At 33.0% G+C, this 21,342-nt stretch carries 20 protein-coding genes and 1 pseudogene; 13 read left to right on the top strand and 8 right to left on the bottom strand.

Annotated elements, in window-relative coordinates; genetic code table 11:
- Positions 1-33: 33 nt before the first annotated feature.
- Together ACOOWA_RS15675 and ACOOWA_RS15670 are read right to left on the bottom strand one after the other, a co-directional pair.
- A complete protein-coding gene (locus tag ACOOWA_RS15675) occupies positions 34-255 on the bottom strand; it encodes a DUF2795 domain-containing protein (protein ID WP_027382805.1) in 222 nt (73 codons plus the stop codon).
- Between the two features lie 139 nt (positions 256-394).
- Positions 395-1,417 (bottom strand): GDP-mannose 4,6-dehydratase, encoded by a 1,023-nt coding sequence (locus ACOOWA_RS15670; protein ID WP_421376638.1) that lies wholly within the window; start codon positions 1,415-1,417, stop codon positions 395-397.
- Between the two features lie 184 nt (positions 1,418-1,601).
- Between ACOOWA_RS15670 and ACOOWA_RS15665 the strand changes: the two genes are divergently transcribed.
- Positions 1,602-2,393, top strand: a complete 792-nt coding sequence (locus tag ACOOWA_RS15665) for a DUF2797 domain-containing protein (protein WP_421376637.1) — start codon at positions 1,602-1,604, stop codon at positions 2,391-2,393.
- A 30-nt stretch (positions 2,394-2,423) separates the two neighbouring features.
- Positions 2,424-5,120: a hypothetical protein gene (locus ACOOWA_RS15660; protein WP_421376635.1), complete on the top strand. Its 2,697-nt coding sequence runs from the start codon at positions 2,424-2,426 to the stop codon at positions 5,118-5,120.
- 32 nt (positions 5,121-5,152) lie between these two features.
- On the opposite strand, the gene ACOOWA_RS15655 is transcribed toward ACOOWA_RS15660, so the two are convergent.
- Positions 5,153-5,497 carry a hypothetical protein gene (locus ACOOWA_RS15655; RefSeq protein ID WP_421376634.1) on the bottom strand — a complete coding sequence of 115 codons (345 nt, stop codon included), beginning with the start codon at positions 5,495-5,497 and terminating at the stop codon, positions 5,153-5,155.
- Between the two features lie 162 nt (positions 5,498-5,659).
- Here ACOOWA_RS15655 and ACOOWA_RS15650 point away from each other — a divergent pair, with 162 nt between their 5' ends.
- Positions 5,660-5,851, top strand: coding sequence for a hypothetical protein (locus ACOOWA_RS15650; RefSeq protein WP_421376633.1), 192 nt, complete (start codon positions 5,660-5,662; stop codon positions 5,849-5,851).
- A gap of 128 nt (positions 5,852-5,979) precedes the next feature.
- The gene (locus ACOOWA_RS15645) at positions 5,980-7,023 is read left to right on the top strand and encodes a PA0069 family radical SAM protein (protein ID WP_421376631.1); all 1,044 of its coding nucleotides are present in this window, start codon (positions 5,980-5,982) and stop codon (positions 7,021-7,023) included.
- 51 nt (positions 7,024-7,074) lie between these two features.
- Here ACOOWA_RS15645 and ACOOWA_RS15640 read toward each other — a convergent pair whose 3' ends face one another.
- Positions 7,075-7,239: a bacteriocin-like protein gene (locus tag ACOOWA_RS15640; protein ID WP_421376630.1), complete on the bottom strand. Its 165-nt coding sequence runs from the start codon at positions 7,237-7,239 to the stop codon at positions 7,075-7,077.
- A gap of 356 nt (positions 7,240-7,595) precedes the next feature.
- Between ACOOWA_RS15640 and ACOOWA_RS15635 the strand changes: the two genes are divergently transcribed.
- From ACOOWA_RS15635 to ACOOWA_RS15620, 4 genes are all read left to right on the top strand, one after another.
- Positions 7,596-9,101: a vitamin K epoxide reductase family protein gene (locus ACOOWA_RS15635; RefSeq protein WP_421376628.1), complete on the top strand. Its 1,506-nt coding sequence runs from the start codon at positions 7,596-7,598 to the stop codon at positions 9,099-9,101.
- Between the two features lie 114 nt (positions 9,102-9,215).
- The gene (locus ACOOWA_RS15630) at positions 9,216-11,411 is read left to right on the top strand and encodes a peptidase domain-containing ABC transporter (RefSeq protein ID WP_421376627.1); all 2,196 of its coding nucleotides are present in this window, start codon (positions 9,216-9,218) and stop codon (positions 11,409-11,411) included.
- A 109-nt stretch (positions 11,412-11,520) separates the two neighbouring features.
- Positions 11,521-11,736, top strand: a complete 216-nt coding sequence (locus ACOOWA_RS15625; RefSeq protein WP_421376626.1) for a bacteriocin-like protein — start codon at positions 11,521-11,523, stop codon at positions 11,734-11,736.
- A gap of 50 nt (positions 11,737-11,786) precedes the next feature.
- A complete protein-coding gene (locus ACOOWA_RS15620) occupies positions 11,787-13,082 on the top strand; it encodes an HlyD family secretion protein (RefSeq protein WP_421376625.1) in 1,296 nt (431 codons plus the stop codon).
- A 31-nt stretch (positions 13,083-13,113) separates the two neighbouring features.
- Here the strand turns inward: ACOOWA_RS15620 and ACOOWA_RS15615 are convergent, their stop codons facing one another.
- Complete coding sequence (locus ACOOWA_RS15615) at positions 13,114-14,064, bottom strand: isopenicillin N synthase family dioxygenase (protein WP_421376623.1); 951 nt, start codon at positions 14,062-14,064, stop codon at positions 13,114-13,116.
- A 241-nt stretch (positions 14,065-14,305) separates the two neighbouring features.
- Here ACOOWA_RS15615 and menD point away from each other — a divergent pair, with 241 nt between their 5' ends.
- The gene (gene menD, locus ACOOWA_RS15610) at positions 14,306-15,982 is read left to right on the top strand and encodes a 2-succinyl-5-enolpyruvyl-6-hydroxy-3-cyclohexene-1-carboxylic-acid synthase (RefSeq protein WP_421376621.1); all 1,677 of its coding nucleotides are present in this window, start codon (positions 14,306-14,308) and stop codon (positions 15,980-15,982) included.
- A gap of 186 nt (positions 15,983-16,168) precedes the next feature.
- On the opposite strand, the gene ACOOWA_RS15605 is transcribed toward menD, so the two are convergent.
- Both ACOOWA_RS15605 and ACOOWA_RS15600 read right to left on the bottom strand, forming a co-directional pair.
- Positions 16,169-16,795, bottom strand: a complete 627-nt coding sequence (locus ACOOWA_RS15605) for an aminotransferase class IV (RefSeq protein ID WP_421376620.1) — start codon at positions 16,793-16,795, stop codon at positions 16,169-16,171.
- The gene (locus ACOOWA_RS15600; protein ID WP_421376950.1) at positions 16,779-17,756 is read right to left on the bottom strand and encodes an aminodeoxychorismate synthase component I; all 978 of its coding nucleotides are present in this window, start codon (positions 17,754-17,756) and stop codon (positions 16,779-16,781) included. Before ACOOWA_RS15600 ends, ACOOWA_RS15605 begins: the two co-directional genes overlap by 17 nt.
- A gap of 137 nt (positions 17,757-17,893) precedes the next feature.
- Between ACOOWA_RS15600 and ACOOWA_RS15595 the strand changes: the two genes are divergently transcribed.
- The 4 genes from ACOOWA_RS15595 to ACOOWA_RS15580 all read left to right on the top strand — a co-directional run bounded on the left by ACOOWA_RS15595 (position 17,894) and on the right by ACOOWA_RS15580 (position 20,708).
- Positions 17,894-18,538 (top strand): hypothetical protein, encoded by a 645-nt coding sequence (locus tag ACOOWA_RS15595; protein ID WP_421376618.1) that lies wholly within the window; start codon positions 17,894-17,896, stop codon positions 18,536-18,538.
- A 70-nt stretch (positions 18,539-18,608) separates the two neighbouring features.
- Positions 18,609-19,343, top strand: a complete 735-nt coding sequence (locus ACOOWA_RS15590) for a beta-carotene 15,15'-monooxygenase (RefSeq protein WP_421376616.1) — start codon at positions 18,609-18,611, stop codon at positions 19,341-19,343.
- Positions 19,344-20,438, top strand: a complete 1,095-nt coding sequence (locus tag ACOOWA_RS15585) for an AI-2E family transporter (protein ID WP_421376615.1) — start codon at positions 19,344-19,346, stop codon at positions 20,436-20,438.
- A 15-nt stretch (positions 20,439-20,453) separates the two neighbouring features.
- On the top strand, positions 20,454-20,708 hold the full coding sequence (locus ACOOWA_RS15580; protein WP_421376949.1) for a DUF3820 family protein: 255 nt from the start codon (positions 20,454-20,456) through the stop codon (positions 20,706-20,708).
- Between the two features lie 92 nt (positions 20,709-20,800).
- Here ACOOWA_RS15580 and tnpA read toward each other — a convergent pair.
- Positions 20,801-21,264: pseudogene (tnpA, locus tag ACOOWA_RS15575) on the bottom strand (IS200/IS605 family transposase).
- Between the last annotated feature and the right edge of the window lie 78 nt (positions 21,265-21,342).

The raw sequence follows: 21,342 nt of genomic DNA, 5'->3' as shown, positions 1-21,342 counted from the left end.
CAAAAGGCGAAAAGCCAAAAGCCAAATGCTATCTTAATATTCGTCTTCGTTCCAAAGATAATCTTCATCTGTTGGATAGTCGCTCCAAATTTCATCAATAGCATCATAAATTTCTCCTTCGTCTTCGATTGCCTGAAGATTTTCTACTACTTCCATTGGTGCACCAGTTCTGATTGCATAATCAATCAATTCTGCTTTTGTCATTGGCCAAGGTGCGTCGCTTAGGTATGATGCTAATTCTAATGTCCAGTACATAATTCTTTATTTTTTTGCAAAAGTATAAAAATAGGTTATATTATAAACTTTTTTTATGACTTGATTTTCAATTCTTTTATTAATTTTTATCTATACTGACAGCAATTGCTTTGTTAAGCGTTATTGCGGGCAAGTGATGTCATTTTCTCAAAAACCATTCCACAAATATTTTTGTGCCATTTTGGAAGTTTGTAGTCGGTTTGTAACCTATTAAATTTTGTGCTTTTGTAATATCAGCACTGGTTTTCTGCACATCGCCCGGTTGCATTGGCAGATTTTTTTTGATGGCAGATTTTCCTAAATGGTTTTCTAAGGTAAAAAGCATTTCATTTAAATTAATGACTTCACTTTCTCCAAGATTTAATATCTCATAAATATTTGTGTTATTCTCTAAATATTTAATCGACTTTATAATTCCATCAATAATATCATCGATGTAAGTGTAATCTCTGGCCGTATTTCCGTCGCCGTAAAAAGGGATTTCTTTATTTTCAGAAATCAGTTTTGTGAATTTATGAATGGCTAAATCTGGTCTTTGTCTCGGTCCGTAAACGGTAAAAAATCTTAATTGGATCATATCAATACCATAAAGATTATGGTAAACATGACCTAAAATCTCACCACTTTTTTTGGTTGCTGCATAGGGAGAAATAGGGCGGTCAACGTTGTCAGTTTCAGAAAAAGGAGTTTTTTCATTATTGCCGTAAACGCTTGAGGAGGATGCGCAAACAAATTTTTTAATGTTGAATTTATTGCAAAGTTCCCAAAGATTCATGGTTCCCCGAACGTTTACTTCTTCATATTCTAAAGGTCTTTCAATCGATGGTCTTACTCCCGCCAAAGCTGCCAAGTGAATAATCAGATCGATTTTATGATTAGCAAATATTTCTTCTAAGCCATTTTTATCTCTTATATCCTGGAAATATAAAGTGTAATTTTCAGATTTTGAAATAGAAACTAAATTTTGAATGTCGCTTTCTTTATCAGAAAATTCAAATGCAGTATTTTTTTCTAAAGATTCTAAAGTGTTTTTAGTTTTCACTTTATAATCATAAAAATCATCAAAATTGTCAATGTTTATGACAGAATGTCCTTCTTTCAATAATTTTTCTACCAAATGAGAACCAATAAATCCGCTTCCTCCTGTTACGAGATATGTCATCTGAGTGTTTTAGTTGCACAAAAATATAAATTTAAGAATTTCTTTTCGTTAATAAATCGATAATCTTTAAGATATGAGAATAAAATAATCGATTGGTTTAATTAAAGTAAATTATCGGTGTAATTTAAAAAATGATGATTTCTATATTTCTTGTTTTTGTACTTTTACTTCAAATTATTTAAGCATGCAGTTTCAGGGGCAAATTTTAAAAATGATAAGTTACGATGATCAACCGATTCAATACTATCTTAATCTTTCAGGTGATCTTATTCATATGAATGAACTTTTGGGAAAAGAATTAACGATAAAGCATACAGGTTTTCAGTGTGTGAATTGCGGTTTAGATAAAACAATTTACAGAATGGGGTTTTGTAAAAGCTGCTTCTTTGAAAGTCCTTATGCAAGTGATACCATCATTCGTCCCGAACTTTCCACGGCGCATTTGGGAGTTGGTGAAAGAGATTTAGAAATAGAAAAACAAATCCAGTTGCAGCCGCATACCGTATATTTAGCTTATACAGGCGATGTGAAAGTAGGTGTGACGAGAAATACGCAAATTCCAACACGATGGATTGATCAGGGCGCAACATTTGCTTTACCGATTGCAAGAACAGAAAACCGCTATGAAGCCGGAATGATAGAAGTTGCTTTGAAAGACCATCTTCCCGACAAAACCAACTGGAGAAAAATGCTGCAGGATGATTTTGAAGATGAGGTTGATTTGGCAGATTTTCAGCAAAAAATAAGAGAATATTTTCCGGAGGATTTCCAGAAATTTTATTCAGAAGGTGAAGATATATGGAAATTTGATTATCCTTTTTCAAAGCCTGAGAAAGTGACCTCTTTTACTTTGGATAAAAAACCTGAATTTACAGGTAAACTAATCGGAATTAAAGGTCAATATCTGAGTTTTGAAGGTGGAGATTTTATGAATGTGAGAGGGCATGAAGGATATGTAATTGAACTGACAGTCTAAAATCAATTTTAATGCATTTAAATTATAATTATGAAAAAACCTTGGGTTAAAAAGCTATTAATAGGTCTCGGAATTTTTTTTGGAATCATTTTGATTGCCAATTTCGGACTCAATATCTGGCTCAAAACCCAACTTCCTGATTATATTAAGAAAAATACAGATTACCAAGTTTCTTACAAATCTTTGAATGTTGATTTAGGTACCGGAAATATTTTCGCAACCGGAATTACCGTTAACAATAAAAATCCGCAAAATATCAATGTAATTGGACTTCAGGGAACGATTGATACTTTAAAAATCAGTCGTTTCGGAATTTATGATGCACTTTTTAATAAAATAATAAGTTCATCAGATTTGTTATTGGCAAAACCGAATCTGAATATTATTCTTTCAAAACCGAAAGATATAAAAACAGGAAAAAAACCAAATCCTGTCAATTTTGAGAATATCAGAATTAATAAAGGTAAAATTAATGTTTTTAAATATACAAAACAGAAATTTGCAAGCGTTAACGAACTCGATTTATATGTCGAAAACCTTCAATTGACAGAAGAATCCGCAGAAAATAACCTTCCTGTTGTTTTTGACCAATATCATATTAAAGGAAAAGATTTTTTCTTTCAACCGGATGATATTTATACACTAAAGATTGACAAAATCACTACTACAAACGGACAAATGTCGGTAGAGAATTTCCAGTTTATGCCGGTTATTTCGTTTGATCAGTTTAAAAAAACATATCCGAAAAAAGCTCAGATGTTCCAGTTCAGTATTCCTAAAATGAATTTTAAAGATATTGTTCTGAAAAAAAATAAGGCTTCTTTATCAAATGCCGACTTCCGGAATGCTCTTCTGAAAGTATATAAAACGGGAATTGTTGCTGCAAAGAAAACCGAAAAAAAACAGAATTTTGAGTTGATTTTAGATCATGTTAAATTTAATAACACTAAAGTTCAGATTGTAAAAGCTGATGAATCTGACTTGTTTTTTGCTGAAAATTTAAATCTGAATGTCGATCAGCTGGAATTTACAAAAGAAAGTTCTCAGGAAGTAATTCCGGTTTTATATAAAGATTTTGTAATCGCAGGAAAAGGAATACATTATAAAGATGAACAGAATATTTCTGTCGAAACTTTTAATTTAAACCCAAAGGGCGGACAAATCCGGAATATTGTTGCAAAACCGACCAATTCAACAAAAATGACAATGGATTTTAAAACCAATCTGATTCAGTTTAATATTAATGCTTTTAAATTTGTTGATAAAAAATTAAATCTTGATGTAAAAGATGTTTTGATTGACGGAATAAACGGTAAAATTGCAGCAGGAAAAGTTATTCCAAAGAAAAAAACGGCAGTAAAAGGAATTCAGTTTCCGATTGCAGTGGGAAAAATTTCAATTAAAAACTCAAATATAACCTACGAAAGTGAAAATCAGCCTTTAGCTTTCAATGATTTGAATGCAACGGTAAATCAGCTTGAATTGGTTGAAAATAATGCTAAAAACGGAATTGCAGTAAAAGTAAAAGATTATGCTTTAACAACGAAAGATTTCGACTACAAAACAAAGTTCTATAAAATGAGCGGCGGAAGTCTGGCTTTAAATAACAATAAAGTTGAAATCAGTCAGTTTGCGATGATTCCGCTGGTTTCACGAGCGCAGTTTATAAGGATGATTCCTGTTGAAAGTGACCTGTATAATATTAAAGTTAATCAGATTTCAGCACAGGGAAATTGGGATCTTTTTTCGGAAAATAAATCGATAAATGCAACAAATGTTACGATAAACTCAGCGAATGCCAATATTTTCAGGTCAAAAATTCCTGCGGATGATCCGAAAATAAAACCTTTGTATTCGGAAATGCTGAGGTCGATTAAAATTCCTGTGTTTATCAATCAGCTTCAATTAAAAAATTCGGTTTTAGAATATGAAGAAGATACTCCGAAAAGCAGCGGACCGGGAAAATTGACATTCACCAATTTTAATATGAATGTTAAAAATCTGAATTCTGCCAAAATGAAAGGTAAGCCAACAAATGTTCAGATAAAAATTGACTGTACATTCATGAAAACTTCGCCACTTTCGGTCAATTGGGGTTTTAATACGGCGGATCAAGGTGACCGTTTTACAATTGCAGGGAATCTTCATAACATTCCGGCAACGGCATTGAATTCATTTGTAGTTCCTTATTTAAGTGTTTCTGCAACCGGAACAATTCAGGAAATGATTTTTAATTTTAAAGGCAATCCGAAAGGAATCGGCGGAACTTTCAATATTAAGCATAAAGATCTTAAAGTTTCTATTTTAGATAAAGACAGTAAAGAGAAAAAAAGTCTTTTGAGTGCAGTTGCCAATATCTTTATTAAATCTGATTCGGGGAAATTTCCGGAATCGGTTGTCGTGGAAGACGTGGAAAGAGATCCTACAAAATCATTCTTTAACATGTTTTGGAAAGGAATTGAAGACGGTTTAAAAAAGACGCTTATCGGAGTTAATGTTGATAAAACTAAAAAGACCGTTGAAGGTGCTGTTAATACAGTAAAAGATGTAAAAAGCGGAGTGAAGGATGTAAAGAATTCTATAAAATCTGCTAAAAAAGATATTTCCACCGAGTTAGCTTCGCCAACGAATCACTCAACAGATAAAAAAGAAACGGAGAAACCAAAAGAAAAGAAAGGTCTTCTTAAAAGAGTTTTTAAGAAAAAAGAAACTCCCGAAACTGAATAATTGCGGGAGTTTTTATATAATTCAGGTTTGTCTTAATATTCATCACTTTCCTGAATCGGAATTTCCCGCAGGAAAGTATCAAATTCTTCTCCGGGATAGTTGCTTTCTGCTCCATAAGAATCAATGATCATTCCCAGATTATTTTCATTATCCCGCAAAACATATAATGCAACGTTGTCATCCGGATTGCTGTCTCCTTCAAAACGGTAAGTTTTCAGAATCACCAATTCTTCGGGAAGATAGTTTTTTTCAGAATTATCATACTTCATCTGGCATTGATCGTTCATTCTGAATTCTCTGTGAATTCCCCTTTTTCTAAGGGTTTCCATGACCTGACTCAGGGTTGACATTTGGTCATAATTTTCTGAATTTTCCATAATACTATTTTTGTTTGTCAGTACAATTATTAAACCATAAATTAGGAAACGGATTCTGACTCACTAATAACAGATTCTGATTGAATATTAACAAAAATTGTCATCGTGAAGATGTAAAAAGGTATACTATTTGATAGAACACAATACAAAATCGTGAAAAACATGAAAAAAGAAGTAGGAGTTTTACTGGCAGGAGGAGTTGGCCTTTTGGCGGTAATAAGTTTTTTAAGCGTAAAGAAAATTTTAAGTAAGAAACATAAAAAGTATAACGAATATTATACCGATTATCACAGACATTTTGATAAAAAAAATGATGATGATGATCATGGTATTGAATTTTATGCATTCAAATAGAGAAGTAAGTAAGAAATATATTTTTTATAAAAGCCGGCATCCGTTTTTGGAGGTCGGTTTTTTTGTGGAAAACTTTGGTGTTAAAACTCATTATTTTTAAGGTAAAGCATTATAATTTTACATTTGAAATGAAGCATGAAAATATCATAAAAGGTCAGGGAGCTCAGCGAAATGTAATCAACCGTTTCGACAGATATACTTTTGAGCCTGAAGATGAAGATTTTGAAGCTGTAAAAACTTCTTTCACAGAAGTTTTCCCGAAAAGTATTGTGAATCAGGTGAAAAGTGAAGATTTATCAATGGAATATTCGATGAATCCTTATCAAGGTTGTGAGCATGGATGCTCTTATTGTTTTGCAAGACCAACTCATGAATATTGGGGCTACAGTGCCGGGATTGATTTTGAAAGAAAAATTATGGTGAAGAAAAATGCTCCGGAATTACTCGAAAAATTTTTCAAAAAAAGAGGCTACAAACCCAAACCTATTTTGCTTTCCGGAAATACAGATTGCTATCAACCTGCCGAAAAACAATTTGGAATCACAAGAAAAATTCTGCAAGTTTGTCTTGATTATAGACATCCCGTAAACGTTCTGACAAAAAATGCTTTGGTACTGAGAGATATTGATATTTTGAAACCGATGGCTGAACAGAATCTGGTTTCCGTTTCATTAAGTATTCCGACAATTAATGAAGATTTAAGACGAAAAATGGAACCAAGAACGAGTTCTTCTCGAAACAAACTGAAAGCTGTAGAAATTTTATCCGAAAACGGAATTCCTGTGAATGTAATGATCGCACCGATTATTCCTGGCTTAAACAGTGACGAACCTTTGACAATTTTAAAAGCCATTTCTGATGCAGGAGCGCAGAGTTTTGGGTATACTTTGGTAAGGCTCAATGATTCTGTAGAGCCCGTTTTTGTAAAATGGATTGAAGAGGCTTTTCCTGACAGAGCCCAGAAAGTTTTAAATTTAATTAAATCAATGCGTGGCGGAAAACTTGGTGATAAAAGAATATTTGAAAGAATGAAAGGCGAAGGAAATATTGCTGAAATGATTCACAATACTTTTAAAATAGGCAGAAAGAAATTTTTTGACGGAAAAGAATTTCCGAAATTATCTACCGATGGTTTTACCGGGGCGAAAGAGCAGCAGTTAAGGTTGTTTTAAAGTAAAAAACCGCTCAAAAGGAACGGTTTCTTTTAGTTTTTTGATAAATTATTATATAGAATCATCGGGACATTTAAAATCTTCACTGCAAGTTGCACATACTACAACACCATTGCAATAATACATACAGAAATCGGGTTCCGGAGATCCTTTGATTCCACCTGCTCCAGAGATTGATTTTAACTGGCTGTTGCTTAATTTTTTTAGATTTTTCATAATGTTTTGTTTTAAAGTTTGATGATTTAGTAAAGATAATAAAATATCGTTATGTTTTGAAATTATATTTTGATTTTTCAGATTCAATTATTGTGAATGGTAGAAAAATAATAATTTGAGATAAATATAAGCTTCCTTAAATATCTAGTCTATTACAGTTTGCGAATTTGATACCGGTGAAAGATTTGGCTACTGAATATGAACACTAAAATTAATAAAGCACAATTAAATTGAAAAAATAATAATACGCTTTCCTATAATCTATAGGACAATTTATATATTTGGCTTTTTGAAAATTAAATTTCTAATTTAAAAACAATTGCTATCTTTAATAAACACCAAACCAACTATAACATATGAATTTCGACAAACTCATAGACCACTTCAAACTCGATAAGCAGGAATTCTATTTCCAGTTCAATTCTCACCCTAACTATCCTTCGGCTCTGGCTTTCAGTGATACTCTGAATTTTTTGGGTTTAAAAAACGATGCTTACGAATTGGATAAAGAATATTGGGACGAATTGCCCGAAGAATATATGGCATTGGTTGACAATTCGTTTTCATTGGTAAAAAAGAAAGGGAATGATTTCACCATCTATTCTGATAAAGTAAAAACGCTGAATAAGGAGGAACTTTACAAAAATTCTGGTGAGTTTGTACTTCTTTTTGAGAAAACCGAGAATATAAAATCGACGTCATTTTTCAATTTTCAACCATTTATTTATCTGGTTTTTGGGATTGTTATTCTCTATTCATTCCTGCAGTTTACCTGGTATGAAAGTATTTTTAACATTTTGTCTTTAGCTGGAGTTTATATTTCAGTAGAACTTTTTAATCAGAAATTTGGTCAGGAATCTGCTGTAGTCAGTAATATTTGTGGAGGAGCGGCGAATAATAATTCTCAAAGCTCATGTTCAAAGATTTTTTCTTATGATAAAACTAATATTTTGGGTTTGAAGCTTTCCGATTTTAGCTTAATCTATTTCTTGGGAATTACACTGGTTGGACTTATTTTTCCGCAGGCACAATTTATTTTGCGAATTACTGCAATGATTTCGATTTTTGTGATTCTTTATTCTTTGTATGTTCAGGCTTTTGTTGAGAAGTCACTTTGCCGGGTTTGTCTGGTTATTATTTTTGTATTGCTCGGTCAGATCGCAATCAGTTCTGTTTATTTTAGTTGGAATGTATCTTTAGCTGCTGTTTTTATCAGTGTAATATTATTTATTTCTCTATTTATCACGATTGCTTTTCTGAATAATCTGATGAATCAAAAAGAGGAGCTTAAAAAATCGAATGCAAAAAATTTGAGATTCAAAAGAAATTATGATTTATTTAAAAGAGAACTTTTAGACAAAGAAAAAATTGAATTTTCAGATAATAATACTTTCTTCTTAGGTAATAAAGACGCCAAACTACATATTTCTGTAGTTTCAAATCCTTATTGTGGTTTTTGTAAAGATGCACATAAGATTCTTGAAGGTTTAATGGCAACATATCCCGATGAAATTTCTGCCCAGATAAGGTTTAATTATTCTGGCGAAAGTGCAGGTGAAAAATATACCCAGCTTATTTCAGATTTTTTGAGCATTTACAGAAACAAATCACAAAAAGAATTTTTAAATTCTGTCGATCTATGGTTTAAAAACAGAGATGAGAATGAAATCAGGAGAATAATCGGGATAGAAAATTCGGAAGATCTTACCAATATTATTCGGATGACTGCAGAAAACAGTTCTGCCGGAATTACTTTTACACCGGTCTTTATCATCAATGGCTATCAGTATCCGGATAAATATGATCGGGAAGATATTCAGTATTTTATCAGCGAATTGATGGAAGATGATGGTTTTAACTAATAATTATGTGTGTAATGATTGATTTTTTATTAATATTTTTTTTAACAATTATAGAATTTGTAACCTCAGTTATTTATATATTGTAGTCATCTACATTTAAACATTTTGTTAGTTTTGAAAAAAAAATTCCCCTTTTATCTACAGCCGGATTCCAAAGACTGCGGTCCCACATGTTTAAGGATCGTCAGTAAACATTACGGAAAAAGTATTTCGTTACAGCAGATCCGTAACCTTTCAGAAACCACTCGAGAAGGAAGCAGCTTATTGGGTTTAAGTGATGCTGCCGAAGATTTAGGTTTTCGTTCTTTGGGGGTGCAGATAGATTTTAATACTCTTGTTGAAGAAGTTCCATTTCCTTGTATTGTACATTGGAACAAACAACATTTTGTTGTTGTTTACAAAATAGATAAAAATAATGTTGTTTACATTTCAGACCCAAGTTATGGTTTGATTACCTACACAAGAGAAGAATTTATCAAATTCTGGATTGGAGAAAATGCCAACGAAAACACGGAAGAAGGAATCGCTTTGATTCTTGAAACCACACCTGCTTTTTTTCAGACGGAGTTTGATGATCACGAAAGTAAGGCAAGTTTCTCATTTCTTTCAAAATATTTGTTGAAATACAAATCGTTGATCATTCAGTTGGCTATCGGTTTGTTGGCGGGAAGTTTATTGTCACTTATTCTGCCTTTTCTTACTCAAAGTATTGTGGATGTCGGAATTCAGAATCAGGATCTGAATTTCATTTATCTGGTTTTATTGGCTCAGATAATGCTTTTTCTTGGCAGAATGGGCATCGAAGTTATCAGAAGCTGGATCTTGCTTCATCTTTCCACCAGAATTAATATTTCAATCATCTCCGATTTCTTTATTAAATTGATGAAACTTCCGATTAGTTTCTTTGATACAAGAATGACGGGTGATATTATGCAGAGAATCAATGATCACCATAGAATTGAGCAGCTTTTGACCAATTCTTCTCTGAATACATTGTTTTCATTAGTCAATCTGATCATTTTCAGCATCGTTTTGTTGTTTTATGATTACAGATTATTCGTTGTTTATTTGGTTGGAGCCGTTTTATATATCGGATGGATTACTTTTTTTCTCGGGAAAAGAAAAGAATTAGATTATAAAAGGTTTTCTCAGGTTTCGCAGGAACAAAGCAAAGTCATTGAGCTTATCAACGGAATGCAGGAAATCAAAATGCACAACGCCGAAAAGCAAAAACGTTGGGATTGGGAGTTTTTGCAGGTGAAATTATTTAAATTAAGGATAAAATCACTCTCATTAGAACAATGGCAGTCTGTCGGCGGAAATTTCATCAATCAGATGAAAGATATTCTGGTGAGTTTTCTTTCTGCTAAATTGGTTTTGGAAGGAAATCTTACTTTAGGGATGATGCTTTCCGTACAGTATATTATAGGACAATTGAACAGTCCGTTACTGCAATTGATTGATTTTATCAAACAGACTCAGGATGCCAAAATCTCTTTGGAGCGATTAGGTGAAATTCATGATAAGGAAGATGAAGAAAATGTAAATGAACAATATGCCACCGAAATTCCCGAAAAAGATATTGAAGTCAGTAATATGTCTTTCAGGTATATTGGATCGGATGTTCCGGTTTTTGAAAATTTAAGTTTAAATATTCCTTATCAAAAAACAACAGCCATTGTTGGCGCAAGTGGAAGTGGAAAAACGACGTTGCTGAAATTATTAATGAAATTTTACGAACCGAATGAAGGGGAAATAAAAATAGGGAATACTCAAATGAAAAATATCTCACCACGATTTTGGAGAGATCAGTGTGGCGTTGTGATGCAGGAAGGATATGTTTTTAATGACACGATTGCCAATAATATAGCTGTTGGAGAAGATTATGTAGATAAAACAAAACTGAGAAAAGCTGTAGAAATTGCCAATATCAAAGATTTCATTGAAGGATTACCGTTAAGCTATAACACAAAAATCGGAAATGAAGGAGTCGGTGTAAGTGGCGGACAAAAACAAAGATTGTTCATCGCAAGAGCCGTTTACAAATCTCCGGAATATATTTTCTTCGATGAAGCCACAAGTGCTTTGGATGCCAACAACGAAAAGGTCATCATGGAAAATCTCGAACAGTTTTTCAAAGGTAAAACAGCCATTGTGATTGCCCACAGATTATCAACCGTAAAACATGCTGATAAAATTATCGTTTTAGATAAAGGAAAAGTCGTTGAAGAAGGAAATCATGCGGAATTGGTATCTTTAAAAGGAGAATATTACAGACTCGTTAAAAATCAACTTGAATTAGGTAATTAGATGAAAAATAAATCATCTGTATCTGAATTATTTTATATATTTAAATCTTATAAGAGCGTTATCCGAAAAGCTGTAATAGAGTAGGAAAAATAAAAACATATTATTTAGTATGAAAAATTTAAAAAAAATCTCAAGAAAAGACTTAAAAAAAATTAGCGGAGGGTACTCAACTGTTGATTGCTCAAACCTGGGTGAAGCTGTTGGTACATTTGCGTGCCTAGGTAACCAACCTGGATTTATTTCTTGTATTTCATTTTACAGTGATGATGCTATTGGATGTAAAGAAGGTGAGGTATGTAAAAATGGAACTTGTGTTACTCGTTAATTAAATTGATATCTCAACTCTTTCAGACTGTAAAGAGTTGAGACTTTTTTATGAAAGACATTTTAGACAATATAGAACTCCGTTCAGAAAGCGTTCAGGATATTCTCACAGAACCACCTCATTGGATGTTCCGTTGGGGAAATACGATTATATTTCTCATATTACTGCTTATCCTCGCAATGAGTTACATCATCAAATATCCCGAATTTGTTCCCGCTCCGATTGTGGTAACTTCTCAAAATCCACCTGAGAAAATTGAAGCGAGAAGTAATTCGAAAATTGAAAAAATCTTCATTAAAGATCACAAACAGGTTAGAAAAGGTGATATTTTGGTTGTTTTACAGTCTACAGCACATTATGAAGATGTTTTAAAATTAAAAAAAATAGTAGATTCCATAGCTTCAGATCAATTGCTTTCCTTTCCGGTGAATGAAGTTTCTCATTTTAAATTAGGTGAATTACAGGGAGATTACAACAGTTTTGCAAAAGCTTTTCAGGATGAAAATTTATTTACCAGATTGCAGCCTTATGCCCCGGAAAATCTTGCCGCTAATCAAAGTTTATCAGAATCACGAGGCAGAATTACTAATTTAAGACAGCAAAGAAATCTTGAAGCTGCAAAAACTGAACTTACCCTAAAAAATTATAAACGTTCTCAGGAACTATTCAATCAGGGAGTAATCGCTGCAGTAGAACTGGAAGGTGAAAAGCTGAAATATCTTCAGGCTCAGCAAAATTTAGAAAACATCAGCATTTCTTTATCACAAATGCAGGAAAGTATTTCCAATCTCAATAAAACAAAGAGCGGAACCGCAATCAATACAGAAAAAGATAAAATCACATATTCATCTCAGACTTTGCAGTTGTTTGAACAATTAAGAAAATCCTTAAAACAATGGGAACAAAACTATCTTATTGTTTCTTCCACCAACGGGGTTGCCAGTTTCCAGCAGTTTTTTGGTGAAAACCAGTTTGTCAAAGCCGGAGATCCGATCGTTTCAATTTTGCCGGATCATACAGAGCAATTGGTGGGAAGAATGTCTGTTCCTACAGCAAATTCAGGGAAAATTATTCCGGGAGAAAAAGTTTTAATTAAATTAGACAATTACCGCTTTCAGGAATACGGAATTATAGAAGGAAAAGTAAAAAATATATCGATGATTCCTGACGATAAAGGAAATTATTATGTTGATGTGATTCTTCCAAAAGGTTTAAAAACTTCTTACAATAAAACTCTGAAATTCGATAAAGAATTAAGAGGAAATGCTGAAATCGTTACTCAGGATTTAAGACTGATTGAAAGGTTTTTCTATCAGATCAGAAAATTATTAGGCTATCAGAGTTAAATAAAAAACCGAACTTAGTTCGGTTTCAAAATTATTTTTTAATTAATCCTAATTCGATTAATCTTTCGTGTAAAAATTCTCCGGCAGTTGTATCTTCATATAATTTCGGATTTTTTTCGTCAACACAGTTTTCTAAAGCATTCAGCGACATTTCACTTACCGGATGCATAAAGAATGGGATAGAATATCTCGAAGTTCCCCACAATTCTCTTGGCGGATTGACCACTCTGTGAATCGTAGATTTCAGTTTATTATTGGTATGTCTGGAAAGCATGTCTCCAACGTTAATCATCAGTTCGTCTGGTTCTGCGATTGCATCAATCCATTCACCTTTATGATTTTGAACCTGAAGACCTTTTCCCTGAGAACCCATTAAAAGAGTAATCAGATTAATGTCTCCGTGAGCTGCAGCTCTTACCGCATCATCCGGTTCCTGAGTGATTGGCGGATAATGAATGGGTCTCAAGATAGAGTTCCCTTCAGCGATTTTATCGTCAAAATAAAATTCATCCAAACCAAGATACAACGCCAAAGCTCTCAAAACATATTTACCAGTTTTTTCAAGCATTTGGTAGGTTTCTTTTCCTACTTCATTAAATTGTGGAAGTTCGTCTACGATAACATTGTCAGGATATTCGCTTTTGTATTTTGAGTCATCCGAAACATACTGCCCGAAATGCCAAAATTCTTTCAAATCGCCTTTTTTAAAACCTTTAGCAGTTTCTTTCCCGAAACCAACGTAGCCTCTCTGTCCGCCGATTCCGGGGATTTCGTACTTTTGTTTGGTTTCTGTTGGAAGTTCAAAGAAGTTTTTTACTTCTCCATAAAGATTGTCTACGAGTTGGTCATCAAGGAAATGTCCTTTTAAGGCAACAAAACCAATTTCTTCGTAAGCTTTTCCGATTTCATTTACAAATTTCTGTTTGCGTTCCGGGTTGTCCGAAAGGAAATCACGCAGGTCTACACTAGGTATTTTATCCATTTTATAGAAATTTTACGTGGGGCTAATTTACAGAATTTTGTCTAAGTATTTCCTGTAAATGATTGTATTTTGATTAAACCTCACAGGTTTTGGAAACCTGTGAGGTTTTTTACTGTCATCATTGCACAACAGGGTTCATCATTCTAACGATTGCTTTATCTCTCACAATGACAGATTAAAAAATTAAAAGTCTCTTTTCAAATCATTTTAAAATTAAGTATTTATGAAGTAAATTTGTTCTATGAAAAAATATTCTTCCAAGAGAAGTATTCAGGTACTGGCAAATCTTCTTCAGCAATACGGAATTTTAGACGTTGTAATCTCTCCCGGATCCAGAAATGCGCCTTTGGCTATTCACTTTTCGGAGATGAATGGTTTCAACTGCTACAGTATTATTGATGAAAGAAGTGCGGCATTTGTAGCTCTTGGAATGGCATTAAGCGAGAAAAAACCTGTTGCAATTACCTGTACAAGCGGTTCTGCTGCTGCAAATTATTATCCAGCCGTAACCGAAGCTTTTTACCAGAATATTCCGATGTTGATTTTAACGGCAGACCGACCCACGGATTACGTTGATTTGTTTGACGGACAAACCATTAGACAAAACAATCTTTATCAGCAACATTCTTACGGAGATTTTCAGATGGTGGAAGATTCTAAAGAGAATGCAGAAAACATCAATTCAGAAATTATTAAAAAAGCCATCGAACTTTGTTTTGAAAAGCAAGGTCCGGTTCATATCAATATTCCTTTGGAAGAGCCTTTGTACGATTTGGTTTCCGAGCTTCCGACGTTTCCTGAGGTTGAAAAAACCATCAAAAAGAAAGAATATGAAATTCCTTCCAACTTAGTGGCAGACTGGAATACTTCGCAGAGAATTATGATCTTGGTCGGAACGAAAGATTACAGCCCCGAACTTGAAAATCAGTTAACGCAACTGGTGAAAAATCATTCGGTGGTAGTTTTAAGTGAGGCAAATTCCAATTTGTATCATGAAAAGTTTTTTAGACATATTGACCGTTATATTTTCGCATTTACAGAAGAGGATTTTAAAACCTACGCTCCGGATTTATTAATTACGGTCGGGCAAAATGTGGTTTCAAAAAAGGTAAAGCAATTTTTAAGAAAAGCACACCCGAAACAACATTGGCATCTCGATGAGGTTTGGCAACCCGATACGTATTTTGCTTTAACACAGAAAATTGAGGTTAAACCGGAATTGTTTTTCTCTAAATTATTAAATTTCATCAATCTCGAACCAAAACCTTATTACAATCTTTGGGATGTTTTGAGGGATAAAAAAGATAAAAAACACAACAGCTTTTTAAATTTGGTGGAGTTTTCAGATTTTTATTTTTTCAATAAAGCTTCGCAGAGTATTCCTGAAAATTATAATATCCATTTCAGTAATTCTTCGGCAATTCGTTATGCGCAGTTATTCGACTTTGGAAAGAGAAAAATATACTGCAACAGAGGAACGAGCGGAATTGACGGTTCTACTTCTACGGCAATGGGTTTCGCAATTAAAAATGCCAATCCAACGGTGTTGATTACCGGAGATTTGAGTTTTTTCTATGACATCAACGGGCTTTGGAATCAATATATTCCACCATTTACAAGAATTATTATTTTTAATAATGGGGAAGGAAATATTTTTAAAATCATTCCGGGACCCGGAAATGCAAACTCAAATACCGTTGATGAATTTATCTCAACAAAACATCACAAGAACGCCGAATTTCTGGCGAAACATTTCGGTTTTTCTTATGTGAAAGTAGATGATGACGGAGCTTTAGACCGTGTTTTTGATAATTTCTTCAAGCCGGACGCTCAACCTAAAATCATGGAAGTCAATACACAAGGTAAAAATAACGCAGATACGCAGAAAGCTTATTTTAATTATTTAAAAGAAATCTAAGATTGAGATATTTTTAAATAGCTTTTTACAAATTTTCAGATTGAGCAGTTTGAAAAATCAAATTTATTTAATGAATTTTCTCAGTTTCTTTCTCATTCTGAAAGAATCTAAGCATTTCAAAATACAGTATTTTAGATTCTTTCAGAATGACAAAGCGGCTGTTGAATTGATAGCTATGATTAAGAATTACATATCCAGATAATCATTACTTCCCGGAAGATTGGTAATCTTGGAAATCGGATAAATAAACATATCATCAAAGTCATTCATTGCATTAATTAACTGAAAATGAGAAAATTCTTTGATGTTTTGCAAAGTGATTTCTGTTTCTTTGATTTTCTTTTTCTTTAACAAATTTTGTCTTTGTACACCATTTAAGAGATACGTATTTGGGGTAAACCATTCTTTCCCTTTTTGGAACAAAATATTTGAAAATGAAGTGTCGGTAATGTGATTATTTTTAACGATAATAATTTCTTCGGCTTTAGATTTCATCTTCATTTTTTCCAGCTCTTTGCGGTCTTCAAACTTAAAAGAGTAGTCGTAACTGTTGTTTTCCACCAGTTGAAAATCCGAAATTTCCGGAATGGCGTAAGGAATCATCATGGTTCTGAATTTTTTATCCAGATCATAAATGAGTCTCAGTTTGTACAAACCATCTTCGTCATGATTGAGATTTTTGAAAATCTTCTCCAAATCGATTGAGCCTTCTTTCCCGAAATGGGCGAAAGTTTCGTTCACTCGCTTCTGATGAAATTCCAAGAGGAATAAATCCTGATCTTCTACTTTAATGCTTTCAATGAATTGGGACATAAATTTTATTTTTCATTTCTTCGTATTCGTCTTCTAACTTGCTCATGTGCGTAATTCCGCCGCCGCTCTTGAAATATAACTGATTGCCTTCTTTTTCTATAAAACGAATCATCACGCAACTGTCTAGATTTTCGCCATCAAACCAACCGCAAACTCCGGTGTAAAAACCTCTGTCAAAACCTTCAGCTTCCAAAATTATTTCTAAAGTTTTTGGTTTGGGTGCTCCTAATATTGAACCTGCGGGAAGAAGTTTCTGCATAATGCTTCCCACCTTTCCTTTAAATTCCTGTTTTAAATCTCCCGAAATTTCAGAACTCATCGCATACAGATCTTTCTGTCTGGTTTTAAGGAAATCAATATACTGGAATTTATCAACTTTCACATCATCTGCGACCATGCTGAGATCGTTTCTCAGCAAATCTACAACAGTGTAATGCTCGGCTTTTTCTTTTTTATCATTCTTCAAAACTTCTGCGGCATTTTCTAAAGAGGCATCAATAGTGCCTTTCATCGGATAAGTGAAAATTTTATCACGGGTTATTTTGACGAAAGTTTCAGGAGAAAAAAATACGAAAAAATCTTTATATAAAACCTTGTATTTTGCCTGAGAATGATAAAAAATTTCTTCTAAGCTTAAATTGGTTTCAATCTTCGTTTTTCGTGTGTAATTGGCTAAGTATGAATTGCCTAATTCGATATTTTTCTGAACAATGTCAAAACCTTTCTGAAAACTTTCCCGTGTTTCGGGATGGAATTTCCAATCGGTTTTTTTGTTTAGTTCTTCCTGCTTTTCTGTGTTTGAAAATGATTGGAAATCAATTAATAAACTATTTTTTTCAAGCTCATTTTCTCTGAAAATTTCAACATTGTCAACAAGAAAATCAATGATAAAGAAAAATGGAACCTTCTGTTGTGAAAGTTCGTCCATTTGCAAAAATTTTTGATGATTTGCAGAAAACATTCCGCAAAAGTAGTTATTGATGTTTACTTTTGCACAAAATATTTTTAATGCAGGAGAATTATCCACAAAAACCGGGACTCGATTTTATTTTAAAACAGGCATTTTTTTATTGGAATAAAACTTTGTTGTATCAACTGATGTTTTCGCTAATCTACTTTTCTGTTTTCCTTGCAGCTTATTTTTATATCGAAAATAGATTTGGAGTTTATAATCAGCTCTCAAATGTGTTTTTGAAATATCTTCAAGTTGGCTCTAAAGGATTTGAAGATATAAATCAAGAATTAGAAATTATAAAATCAAGCACAAATTATACGTATGCTACATTAGGGATACTTATAGTTTCTGCTTTTTTATACCCATTAAATTTAGGTTTTTTTCAAATTTACAGAAAAATTGATTTAAAAGAGGAGGTTGAAATGTCAGATTTATTCGTCGGTTACAACGGGCTGAATTTTTTTAGATACACTTCTTATTTTGTTTTTTGGTTTTTAGTATGCGACATGCTTAAACCTACGTTAGTTTTGCCTTTTCTATGGATAATCATTACATTATTTATTGCACCATTAATGTTTTTCCAAAATAAAACTATTTTTGAAGGAATCTCCTTAAGCTGGAAAGCTATAAAGGCTTATTTCATTGAAATAATAGTGTGTACAATCGTTGCTGTACTATTTAAATATGTAGGATTTGCTGTCTTTTTGGTTGGCGCATTGTTCACTTTTCCATTTTGGAATGCGATGATTTATTCTTTATACAAAATTATTTTTACAGAGAAAGATTGATTTTGACAATTGTGTAATGGTTTTGTTCTCAAAAAAAATTAAATTTGAGAAACATTAAAAAATAAACACCATGTCAGAATTTAACGAATTTGATCAGCAAGGTTCTGTTCCGGAAAGGAATACAGGTTCTATAATTTCCCACGCTTTCGAAATGTATAAAGGAGTTTTTCTTTATGGTCTCGTTATCATGATTATCTTTTTTATCGGAGATTTTGTTATTCAGAGTATTACAGGATACAGTTCTTGGAGTGGTTTTAGAAATTTCAGAGATTTTGACGGAGACTATTCTAATTTTGTGAGATGGAATCGACCGGGAGTTTCGTCATATTACTCGGGTTACAGTTTTCTGGGTATTCTTTTGTCTCCGCTTTATGTAGGTTTAATTTATATTGCCAATAAATTTAATACCAAAGTACAGATCGATTTTTCAGATCTTTTTATCGGTTATCGTCAAAATTTGGGTAATATTTTATTGTATAGTTTGATTACCACGATTATATTCTGGATCGCATTAGCAATGTGTTTTCTTCCTGTTATATTTGTATATCCGTTGTTTTTTCTTGGTTATCCTATCTTGTTATTTGAAAATGCCACTGCGATGGATGCAATTTCAAAAACATACAATCTTGTAAAAGAAAATTACAGTGTATTTTTAGGAACTGCTATTTTGGGAGGACTTATCAGTATTTCAGGAATCTTTTTATGTTGTGTTGGTATAGTTTTTAGTGCGTGTTTTATGGAAGTTGCCATGTATTCTGCATACTGCGCTTATTTAGGTAAACCACGACAAATAACAAATAAATAAATGAAACCACACGAAAAAGAAAATCAAATCAGCAGTGTAGTCATCAAGCAAATTTTTCTGCTGGCTATTATTCTGATTTTAGCTGCATTAATTTGCTTTAATCTTGCTCTTTTTATCCCGTCCGTTTTGGGCGCAATTACCATCTACGTACTTTGCAGAAAATATAATTTTTACCTGCAGGAAGAGCGAAAATGGAAACCCTGGGTTTCTTCTTTGGTTTTAATGTTGGCGAGTCTGCTTATTATCATACTTCCAATTTACTTTATTGTCGATTTATTGATTGAAAAGCTTGGTAATGCTCAAGCTTATATGGAGAAGTTCAATATTTTTGCTGAAAAAATTCATGTTTTTATTAAAGAGGAAACTAAAATTGATATTCTTAGTAAAGAAAATATGACGAAGCTAAAAGGTGTTGCAGGGAAATACTCCACCTCAGCACTAAGTGGAACTCTGAATGTGTTGACAGTTGTAGCATCAATGTATTTCATTCTTTATTTTATGTTTGAAAAACCAAGACTTTTTGAAAGAATATTGGTTTCTGCAGCACCATTGAAAAGAGCCAATATTTCTTTAATAGGAGAAAAGATGCGTAAGCTGATTATGGCAAATGCAATCGGACTTCCGGTTGTTGCAGTCGGGCAAGGAATCGTGGCTTTAGTTGGATATCTCATTTTCGGTGCGCCAAGTGCAATTTTGCTTTTTGCACTTACTGCTGTTGCATCTATGATACCGATTGTGGGAGCTGCAATCGTGTATGTTCCCATCTGTATTTTCATGATTGCAGAAGGACAAACCGGACCGGGAATTGGTCTTGCAATCTATTGTTTGGTTGTTGTTGGTTTAACAGATAATGTACTTCGATTTACTTTACTTAAAAAATTGGAAGATATTCATCCTTTAAATACGGTTTTCGGAATTATTATGGGGATGAATTTGTTTGGATTCATGGGATTGATTTTCGGGCCTATTTTAGTTTCTTTTACATTGCTTTTGATTCAGGTATACAGAAATGAATTTTCTGACGATGAAACTCCGGAAATTCAACTTTCAGAAAGAGACAGGGAAGAAGATTTGGAAAATAATTTATTAGTTTAAAAAATGGAGCAGGGAATAAATCCTGAAATTTTGCAGGAAATATGCGTGGTAAAAATGCCTTTCGGAAAATATAAAGACACCGTTTTGGCAGATCTTCCAATCAGTTATCTGGAATGGTTTCATCGGCAAGGAATGCCTCCCGGAAAACTCGGAATGCAATTGTCTACGATCTACGAAATAAAATTAAATGGTTTGATGGATTTGCTAACGCCGATTCGTGACGGAAAGGTGAGTTATGAGAAATCTAAGACGAAGATTTATAAGTTTTAACTAAAGGTTCCATCGGAACCAAATGTGTGTAGCAAATTTTTGAAATTACCAAGATGAGCGTTCCTTAGGAACGCTATGTCTGGTTTCGCAATTTAATCATAGAATTCAAACAGATATTTTTCATCATATTTGATTTCAAATTTCTTTAAAAATTCTAAATATTCTTCTTTAAAGCTCTTCTTTTTATGATGCTCCTTCTGGTTGTTAATATAATTTACAACAGCATTTTTTTGACTTTTAGAATATGAAAAACATCCATAACCTTCCTGCCAATAAAATGGTATTGAGATGAATTTCTTTTCATTGATGAAATTTGTTGATGAAACTTTTATTTCTTTTACCAACTGAGATATTGCTGCATTCAGGTTTTTAAGGCTAATGAAATATGGATATGGTCTGGATTAGCATAGATCGAAAGAAGTCGATGTCCTTTGTTATCAATTATTCCCGAAATATACTTTTGTAATTCTTCTCTGAAATTTTCTTGAATTAAATTATTTCTGCCTTTGACTGCAAAAACAAATTGAAGATAAATTTGTGTATAGGTATTTGGCATATTATTTACTTTTAGATATTGCGTTCCTACGGAACGCTTATAACAAATATAAATAAATCTACACACATTCAGTTCCTA

This window comes from Chryseobacterium sp. GP-SGM7 (assembly GCF_049166575.1).
Classification (GTDB): Bacteria; Bacteroidota; Bacteroidia; order Flavobacteriales; family Weeksellaceae; genus Chryseobacterium.
The sequence above is the reverse complement of the archived record's forward strand: the minus strand, read 5'-3'. Positions and strand labels throughout refer to the sequence as shown.